5 protein-coding genes are annotated in these 9,698 nt (G+C 74.6%); 4 read left to right on the top strand and 1 reads right to left on the bottom strand.

Annotation, left to right across the window (positions count from 1 at the left end; all coding sequences use genetic code 11):
- The first annotated feature begins 226 nt into the window (after positions 1–226).
- Entirely contained in the window at positions 227–910 is a 684-nt protein-coding gene (locus AC6CH9_RS08265) for a hypothetical protein (RefSeq protein WP_498154447.1), read from the top strand.
- A gap of 202 nt (positions 911–1,112) precedes the next feature.
- Positions 1,113–6,104, top strand: coding sequence for a ThuA domain-containing protein (locus AC6CH9_RS08260; protein WP_498154446.1), 4,992 nt, complete (start codon positions 1,113–1,115; stop codon positions 6,102–6,104).
- A 79-nt stretch (positions 6,105–6,183) separates the two neighbouring features.
- Here AC6CH9_RS08260 and AC6CH9_RS08255 read toward each other — a convergent pair whose 3' ends face one another.
- A complete protein-coding gene (locus AC6CH9_RS08255) occupies positions 6,184–6,789 on the bottom strand; it encodes a GNAT family N-acetyltransferase (RefSeq protein WP_498154445.1) in 606 nt (201 codons plus the stop codon).
- Between the two features lie 81 nt (positions 6,790–6,870).
- On the opposite strand from AC6CH9_RS08255, the gene AC6CH9_RS08250 reads away from it, so the two are divergent.
- Both AC6CH9_RS08250 and AC6CH9_RS08245 read left to right on the top strand, forming a co-directional pair.
- Positions 6,871–7,665 carry a LamB/YcsF family protein gene (locus tag AC6CH9_RS08250; protein WP_498154444.1) on the top strand — a complete coding sequence of 265 codons (795 nt, stop codon included), beginning with the start codon at positions 6,871–6,873 and terminating at the stop codon, positions 7,663–7,665.
- Complete coding sequence (locus AC6CH9_RS08245; protein ID WP_498154443.1) at positions 7,662–9,329, top strand: 5-oxoprolinase subunit B/C family protein; 1,668 nt, start codon at positions 7,662–7,664, stop codon at positions 9,327–9,329. Before AC6CH9_RS08250 ends, AC6CH9_RS08245 begins: the two co-directional genes overlap by 4 nt.
- The last annotated feature ends 369 nt before the right edge of the window (positions 9,330–9,698 follow it).

The following is a 9,698-nucleotide window of genomic DNA, read 5'->3' as shown; positions in this document are numbered from 1 at the left end:
AGGACAGGAGCGACAGGTGGCACAGCGCACCGCAGGACGGACGTCCACGACCCGGACGCCGACGGCGAGGGACGCCCGGAAGGGCTCCGGCCGTACGGGTGGCCCGTCGACGCCGCCAGCCCGCTCCCGTCCAACAGACCGGGGCGGTGCCGGCCGCCCCGAGCCCCGACCGCCGGCGCGCGTCCGCGCGCGCCGGTGGTTCGCGGGCCTCGACCCTTGGCGCCGGGTGCTCCTGGCCCTCGCCGCGCTCGCCGTCGTCGCGGTGGTGGTCGCGCTCGTCGTGGTGCTGACCCGCGAGGCTCCGGGCACGGCCGACGAGGGTTTCGCCGTCGACCCCGCGCGCGTCGCCGAGCTCGAGGCGGCCGAGGAGGCGCGCGACGCCGACAACCTCGTCGCCTCGATCGAGCACGCCGAGCACGTGCAGACCGAGCTCGTCCCCGTCCTGCACGGGCTGCACGCGGTGCTCCCCGTCGACGGCTCGAGCGCCGTCCCGGCCGACCCGGCCGAGGTCGCGGAGTGGCGAGCGACCGTCGACGGCCTCGTGGCCGAGACCGAGTCGCTCCAGAGCGGCTCCTCCGAGCACAACATCGTCCGCAACGGGATGCTCACCTCGCTCCAGCTCGTCGGCGACACGCTCGACGCCGTCGGCCTCGCGGCCGCCGCGGACGCGAGCGACCCGACGGCCGCGTCCGACCTCTACGCCCTCGCCGGTGACCTGCGCACGCGCGCCGTCGACGCGTGGGGCCTCGCGGCGATCCAGCTCGACCTCCGCTCGACCGCCGGGGGCCAGGGACACGTCCACGTGTTCCTGCCCGTGCACCCGGACGACTCGCTCGACGGCGGCATGGACCTCGGGCACGAGGGCGGTCCCGCGGACGACGAGGACGCGCACGACGACCACGACCACTGACCGACGGCGGCCCCACGGAAGGCCGCCCCACCGACCTCCCGGTCGGGCGCCCTCCGGGGTGCAGGCCGAGCCCGACCGGGACCTGACCGGAGCGCCCCGCGCGACGACGCGCGGCACCGACGACGCACCACGAGGAAGGAGCGCAGGACCTGCGGCTCGGCAACGGCGCCGAGCCGCACCGATCAGTTCTCAAGGAGGAGAAGTGACAGCACGACCTTCGAGAGGTCGGCGCCAGGGGGTCGCGGCGGTCACCGCCGCGGCCCTCGTCGCGCCGGCGCTCACCCTCGCGACGGCGGCCCCCGCCGCCGCGCACGACGAGTTCTCCGTGATGGTCTTCAGCAAGACCGCCGGGTTCCGGCACGGCTCGATCCCCGCGGGCGTCGCGGCGATCCAGCAGCTCGGCACCGACCACCACTTCGCGGTGACCTCCACCGAGGACGCGGGAGCCTTCACGGACGAGAACCTCGCCCGGTACGACGCCGTCGTCTGGCTGTCCACCACGGGCGACGTCCTGAACGACGAGCAGCAGGGCGCGTTCGAGCGGTACATCGCCGCCGGCGGCGGGTACGCCGGCGTCCACGCGGCGTCCGACACCGAGTACGACTGGCCCTGGTACGGCGAGCTCGTCGGCGCGTACTTCAACAGCCACCCGCAGAACCAGGACGCGACGATCGTCGTCGCCGACGACGAGCACCCCTCGACCGCGCACCTGCCGGCCGCCTGGGACCGGTACGACGAGTGGTACAACTACCGCGAGAACCCGCGCGGCCAGGTCCACGTGCTCGCGAGCCTCGACGAGTCCTCGTACTCCCCGGGGTCGGGCGCCATGGGCGCCGACCACCCGATCGCGTGGTGCCAGGAGTACGACGGCGGCCGGTCCTGGTACACCGGCGGCGGCCACACCGACGAGTCGTACACCGACCCGGCGTTCGTCCAGCACCTGCTCGGCGGTATCCAGACCGCCGCGGGCGCGGTCGACGCCGACTGCGGCGCGACGGTCGACGCCTCGTTCGAGCAGGTGACGCTCGCCAAGGGTGCGGCCAAGACGGGCGAGCCGATCGCCATGGCCGTCCTGCCCGACGGCGACGTCCTGCACACCTCGCGCGACGGGCGCGTCTGGTACACGACGGCGGACGCCACGACGGCGCTCGCGGGCACCGTCCCCGTGTACACGCACGACGAGGACGGCCTCCAGGGCGTCGCGATCGACCCGGGCTTCGCCGAGAACCGGTGGGTCTACCTCTACTACGCGCCCAAGCTCGACACCCCGCCGGGCGACGCGCCCGAGACGTCGGCCGACCCGGCCGCGTTCGAGGCGTTCGAGGGGTACAACCAGCTCTCGCGGTTCCGGCTCACGGAGCAGAACCTGCTGGACCTCGCCAGCGAGCAGAAGATCCTCGAGGTCCCGGCCGACCGCGGGTTGTGCTGCCACGCGGGCGGAGAGATCGACTTCGACGCCGAGGGCAACCTCTACCTGTCGACGGGTGACGACACGAACCCGTTCGCGTCGGACGGCTACGCGCCGATCGACGAGCGGGCGACCCGCAACCCGGCGTTCGACGCGCGCCGCAGCTCGGGCAACACCAACGACCTGAGGGGCAAGCTCCTGCGCATCACGGTCGCCGAGGACGGGTCGTACACGGTCCCCGAGGGCAACCTCTTCCCCGAGGGCGAGCACGAGGCCGGCAAGACCCGCCCCGAGATCTACGCGATGGGCTTCCGCAACCCGTTCCGCTTCGCCGTCGACAAGGCGACGGGCGAGGTCCACCTCGGCGACTACGGCCCCGACGCGGGCGGCGCGAACGCGAACCGTGGCCCCGGCGGCACGGTCGAGTTCAACGTCATCTCCGAGGCGGGCAACTACGGCTGGCCGTACTGCATCGGCGACAACCTCGCGTACAACGACTACGACTTCGAGACGAAGGTCTCCGGGCCGAAGTTCGACTGCGCGGCGCCCAAGAACACGAGCCCGCACAACACGGGCCTCGTCGACCTCCCGCCCGCCGTGCCGGCGTGGCAGCCGTACGACGGCGGGTCCGTGCCCGCGTTCGGGACGGGCGGCGAGTCCCCGATGGGCGCCGTCGTCTACGACTACGACCCCGCGCTCGAGTCGGAGACCAAGTTCCCCGCGTACTACGACGGCAAGCCGCTGCTCTACGAGTGGGACCGCGCGTGGATCAAGGAGGCGATCCGCGCCGAGGACGGCAGCCCCGCGGGCTTCGTGCCGGCGCTGGAGTTCATGGACCTGCGCCGGCCGATGAACCTCGAGTTCGGCCCCGACGGCTCGCTCTACGTGCTCGACTACGGCGGCGGCTACTTCGGGGGCGACGCGCTCTCGGCCGTCTACCGGATCGACTACGTGCGCGGGGGCCGCTCGCCGGTCGCGCAGATCGACGCCTCGCCGACGAACGGCCAGGCCCCGCTCGCGGTGTCCTTCGACGGCACCGGGTCCTCGCACCCGGACGGCAAGGAGTTCACGTACGCCTGGGACCTCGACGGTGACGGCGAGACCGACGCCACCGACGCCCAGGTCTCCCGGACGTTCACCGAGAACGGTCGGCACGAGGTACGGCTCACCGTCACCGACGCCGACGGCAAGCAGGGCGTGGCGACCACGACCATCACCGTGGGCAACACCGCGCCCGAGGTGACGCTCGAGCTCCCGGCCGACGGCCAGTTCTTCGACTTCGGCGACCAGGTCCCGTTCCGGGTCACGGTCACCGACGCCGAGGACGGCGCGCAGGTCGACTGCAGCCGCGTCGTGGTCGAGTACATCCTCGGCCACGACAACCACGGCCACCCGCTGTCCAGCGCCACCGGCTGCGAGGGTGTCCTCACGACCGCCAAGGACGAGGGGCACGGCCTCGACGCGAACATCTTCGGCGTCGTCAACGCGACGTACACCGACGGCGGGGGCGCCGACGGCGTGCCCGCGCTCGCGTCCGACGACGAGGCCGTCCTGCACACGCGCACCAAGCAGGCCGAGTACTTCACCGACAGCCAGGGCGTGCAGGTCGTCGCGAAGGAGGTGTCCGAGGGCGGCAAGCAGATCGGGTACATCGCGGCCGGCGACTGGTTCGCGTTCGACCGGATGAACCTCGCGGGCATCGACTCGATCTCCGCGCGGTACAGCTCGGGCGGCTCCGGCGGCGTGCTCGACGTGCGGGACGGCGCCGCGGACGGCCCGGTCCTCGCGACGCTCACGCTGTCGCCGACCGGGAGCTGGGAGACGCCGGCACGCACGCAGGCCGTCCCGGTCACCGATCCCGGCGGCACGCGCACGCTGTACTTCGTCGCGCGCTCCACGACGGGGGCGACAGGCGACATGTTCGACGTCGACTCGGTCACCTTCACGGGCCGCGGCGCGGCGAACAACGTGGCCCCGGTGGTCACCTCCGTGACCGCGACGCCCGCCACCGGCGACGCGCCGCTCGACGTCGCGTTCGCCGCGCAGGCCTCCGACGCCGACGGCGACGCGCTCACGTACGCGTGGGACTTCGGCGACGGCGGCACGGCGACGGGCGCGACCGCGCAGCACAGGTACACGGCGGCCGGGAGCTACACGGCCAAGGTCACCGTGAGCGACCCGGCGGGCGCGCGCGCGACGGGCACCGTCGCGGTGTCCGTGTACGGCACGCTCGAGTGCACCGAGCCGGACCCGCAGCGCGGGCCCGAGGACGAGTTCGAGGGCGAGGCGCTCGACGGCTGCCGCTGGGACGTCGTCGACCTCCGCCCCGACCTCGCCCAGGTGCGGGACGGGAAGTGGGTCGTGCGCACGACCGACGCCGACTTCGCGGGCACCGGCAACCAGCGCGTGCCGAACATCATCACGACCGACCAGCCGGGCGACTCCTGGACGGTCGAGACGAAGATGACGGCCGCGTTCGCGAACCAGTACCAGCAGGGCGGCCTCATCGTGCGCGCCTCGGAGTCCGACTACGTCAAGCTCGCCGTGGTCCAGCACCCCGGCAGCCTGCGCGTCGAGCTCCGCAGCGAGATCGGCGACGTCGTCCAGTCCACGAACGGTGACGTCCTCGACATCGCGAAGCCCGTCTACGGCGAGTACCTGCTGCGGCTGTCGCGCGACGGGGACTCGTTCACCGGGTCGTACTCGCTCGACAACGGCCAGACCTGGGTCCCGACCACGCGCGCGGTCACGCACGCGGGGCTCGGCGACGCGGGCGTCGGCGTGTTCGCGCTCGGCAAGGGCGCGGGCGCGAACCAGATCGACGTCGCGTTCGACCACGTGCGCGAGGTCGACGGCAGCGGCGTCCCCGTGTGCGAGGACGTCGCCGCGAGCGACACGTTCGACGGCAGCGGCTCCGGCCTCGGCCTCGACCCGTGCCGTTGGTACGTCGTCGACGCCGACCCGTCGCGGCTCGCCGTGACGGACGGCGCGCTCCGGCTCACCACGACCGACGACGACGTGTACGGCGCGACGAACTCCACCGTGCCGAACATCGTCCGCTCGAAGGTCGTGACTGGCGACGAGTGGACCGTCGAGACGACGGTGCGCGCCGACCTCACGCAGAACTACCACCAGGGCGGCCTCATGGTCTACAAGGACCAGGCCAACTACGTGAAGGTCGGCGTGATCCACAACGGTGGCACCGCCGGGACGGTCGGGTTCGAGCTCCGCAGCGAGAAGGGCGACGTCGTGCTCCAGCCGCAGCCCGGCGTCGGCTCCCTGCCTCGCGAGGCGGACGGGACGTACCACGTGCGTCTCGCCCGGTCCGGCGACACGTTCGTCGGCTCGTGGTCGCTCGACGGCGAGCAGTGGACCGCGCTCGCGGCCGTGACGAACGACCAGCTCGACGGGATCGGGGTCGGGCCGTTCGCGCTCGGCAAGAACCAGACCCAGCCGACGGTCGTCGCGTTCGAGGACTTCGTCCTCGAGGGCGAGGTGATCGAGCAGCCGCTCGACGTCACGACCGAGGTCCAGGTCCGGTGCCTCGCCGGCAAGGCGTACGTCGCGGTGCGCGCGACGAACGCGGACGGCGTGCCGGTCGACGTCACGCTGACGACGCCGTTCGGCACCAAGGCGTTCGCCGGCGTCCGGCCGGGCGCCTCGGCGTACCAGTCGTTCGCGGCTCGTGCGACGTCCGTCGAGGCGGGCGTCGTGGGGATCGCGGCGACCGGCGACGGCCGCACGTTCGCTGCCGACGTCGCGTACGACGCCACGAGCTGCGGCTGACGCGCGAGCTCGGCAGCAGGCCGAGGGCCGGTCAGGGACGTCCCGACCGGCCCTCGGTCGTGCGGCTCGTCGCGCCGCGTCAGGCGCGGGGGAGCGCCATGACCACGTCGGTGTGCGTCTCGCCGCCGACGACGTAGGTGCGTCCGCCGACGACGTCGAACCGGTGCTTGCGGTAGAACGCCTGCGCCCGCGCGTTGAGACCGTTCGTGCCGAGCCACACGCGCAGTCCGGGCCCGAGCCGCGCGGCCGCCTCGGCCGCGGCGGTCATGAGCACGCCCGCCACGCCCGTGCCCTGGGCCGCGGGGAGCACGTAGATCTTCGAGAGCTCGACCGTCTCGCCGGGCCCGACGGCCGCCGCGACGTCGGGGTCGTCGGGCTCGCCGCGGACGAGGAGCGCGTACCCGAGGAGGCCCGGGGTGCCCTGCGCGTCGGGGGCGCCCTCGGTGACGTCGTCGGGCACCGGCTCGACGAGGAGGAGCGCGTGCGAGGCGCTCGCGGCCCAGGCGCGGAACCGCTCGGGCGAGAGCTGCGTCGCGACGTGCTCGGCGATCGCCTCGGGCGACGTGCCCGGCGGGCACGCGAGCGGGAAGGTCAGGGCCGCGAGCCCGGCGAGCGCGGCTGCGTCCTCGGTCGTGGCGGCGCGGACGCGCACGGTCGTGGGGGCGGTGGGGAGGTCGTCGGGCATGCCCGCGAATCTACGCCCCGCCGCTGGGGACGCGATCGGCCCCGCGCCCGGGCGTCGGCCCGTTCCGGGCATGATGGTCCGGTGACGCGCATCGACCTCAACGCCGACCTCGGCGAGGGCTTCGGCCGGTGGACCCTTGCCGACGACGAGGCCCTGCTCGGCCTCGTGACCAGCGCGAACGTCGCGTGCGGGTTCCACGCGGGCGACCCGGCGACGATGCGAGCCGTGACGCGCGACGCCGTCGCGCGCGGCGTGCGCGTCGGGGCGCACGTGAGCTACCGCGACCTCGCGGGCTTCGGGCGTCGCTTCATGGAGGTCGACCCCGTCGAGCTCGCCGACGACGTGCTCTACCAGCTCGCCGCGCTCGACGGCTTCGCGCGCCTGGCGGGGGAACGGGTCCGCTACGTCAAGCCGCACGGCGCGCTCTACAACGCGATCGTCCACCACGAGGCGCAGGCCCGCGCCGTCGTCACCGCCGTCCGCGCCTACGACCCTGCGCTCTCCGTGGTCGGTCTCCCCGGCTCCGCGGTGCTGCGCCTCGCGGACGCCGCAGGGCTGCCGACGGTGCGCGAGGCGTTCGCCGACCGGGGCTACCTCCCCACGGGCGAGCTGGTCCCGCGCGGCCTGCCGGGCGCCGTCGTGCACGACGCCGAGCAGGTCGCCCGGCGCGTCGTGGAGCTCGCGACGTCGGGCACGGTGACGGCCGCGGACGGCTCGACCCTGCGGGTGGAGGCGGACTCGGTGTGCGTCCACTCCGACACACCGGGCGCCGTCGGGCTGCTGGGCGCCGTCCGCTCCGCCCTCGACGACGCCGGAGTCGAGGTGCGCCCGTTCGTCGACACGGGAGCCGGACCGGCCGAGGGCGCGGTGTCGTGACGGGAGCGGTCGGCGCCGTGCACCGGTACGGGGAGACGGCGCTGCTCGTCGACGTGCCCGACCTTGCGGCCGTGCGGTCGCTGCACCGCAGGCTCGCGACCGACGCCCCGGACGGGGTCGTCGACGTGGTCCCGGCCGCGCGGACCGTGCTCGTCCGGTGCGCTGCGCCCGCCGACGTCGCGGACGCGCGGGCCTGGGTCGAGGACGCACTGCTCCGGGCGCCGTCCGACGACGGACCGACGCTCGCCGGGGCCGTCGTCGAGATCCCGGTGCACTACGACGGCCCCGACCTGGAGGACGTCGCCCGCTGGGCGGGGGTGAGCGTCGAGGAGGTGGTCGCCCGGCACACGGGACGGGAGTACGAGGCCGCGTTCGGCGGATTCGCGCCCGGATTCACCTACCTCGCCGGCGTCGACCCTCGCATCGCGGCCCCGCGCCTCGCGACACCGCGCACGCGCGTCCCGGCGGGGTCGGTCGCGCTCGCGGGCGAGCTCACCGCGGTCTACCCCGGCGAGTCCCCCGGCGGGTGGCGGCTCCTGGGCCGCACGGACGCGCGGATGTTCGACGTCGACCGCGATCCGCCCGCGCTCGTCGCGCCCGGTGCGCGGGTGCGGTTCGTGCCGTCCCGAGCCGGTGCCACGGCGCTCGCGGTGCTCGCGGACGTGGGCCGGGGCGACAGCCGCGGCACCGCGGCGCCCGGCGCGACGACGGGGGAGGACCCCGCGCTCCGGGCGCCGAGAGCTTCGTCGAGCAGCCGCGCGGGTGCCGGCCCCGGGACGACGCCCGCCGTCGAGGTGCTCGCGACAGGCCCGCTCGTGCTCGTCGAGGACGAGGGGCGCCCGGGCCTCGCGGCGATCGGTGTGGGACCGTCGGGGGCCGCCGACCGTAGTTCTCACGCGCTCGCGAACCGGCTCGTCGGCAACCCGGCGGTCGCCGCGACGCTCGAGGTCGCGCTCGGCGGGCTCGCGCTCCGGTTCCGGGAGCGCGCGGTCGTCGCGCTCGCCGGGGCGGCGGTGCCCGCGACCGTCGACGGGGTGCCCGTGGGCATGAACGCACCCGTCCCGGTACCGACCGGTGGCGTGCTGCGGCTCGGGCTCGCGGCGCGGGGCCTGCGGACCTACGTCGCGGTGCGGGGCGGCGTCACTCCGGACGTCGTCCTCGGGTCGCGGTCGCGTGACACCCTCGCGGGGATCGGCCCCGTGCCGCTGCGGCCGGGGGACGAGCTGACCGTCGGAGCTCCGGTGGTGGGCCGCTGGCCCGTCCCAGGCGTCGCACCCGTGCGCCACGTCCCCGGGGAGCTGCGCCCCGGCGAGCGGGCGGGCGCCGTGCTCGAGGTCCTGCCCGGCCCGCGGGCGGACTGGTTCCTCCCCGGCGCGTGGCAGGCGTTGCGGGCTCTGCGGACCGTGAGCGCGGACAGCGACCGGGTCGCGATCCGGCTCGACGGGCAGGCGGTCACGCGCCGTGCGGGGGAACTGCCCTCCGAGGGGCTCGTGCGCGGCGCGGTGCAGGTCCCGCCCGACGGCCGTCCCGTCGTCTTCCTGGCGGACCGCCCGGTCACCGGGGGTTACCCGGTCATCGGGGTGCTGCGTGCCGACGACGTCGACCGTGCGGCTCAGCTCCGGCCGGGGGACCGCGTGGTGCTGCGGGCGGCGCGGCCGTCGTGAGGGGTCCCGGACCTGTCGTCGCGCGGCCGGCCCGGGGAGCGAGACGCGTCGCGATGCGCGCGGACCGGTCCTGGACCTGCGGCGGGACCTGCGGCGGGACCGCGGACAGCGGGTCGAGCGGCTGTGTGCCGGGTCACCCGAGCCCGGCTTGACCCTGGCGCGACGGGCCGCGTAATGTTCTGGATGTCGGCCCGACAGGGAGGAACAGACACCGCCTCGAACGATCGAGGGTGGCTGGTCCCGGGGTCGAAACCCTTCCACCGCATGGCGTAGGATGTTCTCCTGCCCGCGACGAGGAAGACCACGGTGACTAGACCACGGCGAACCGCCGGGGTTGAGGAGCCGGGGAAGACCTGGTAAGGTTGAAGG

The sequence above is a fragment of the Cellulosimicrobium sp. GQ32 genome, from assembly GCF_059758455.1.
The sequence above is the reverse complement of the archived record's forward strand: the minus strand, read 5'-3'. Positions and strand labels throughout refer to the sequence as shown.

Bases quoted from the DNA above. Each gene is read 5' to 3' on its own strand.
- AC6CH9_RS08255 (WP_498154445.1), bottom strand. From the start codon at position 6,789: ATGCCCGACGACCTCCCCACCGCCCCCACGACCGTGCGCGTCCGCGCC.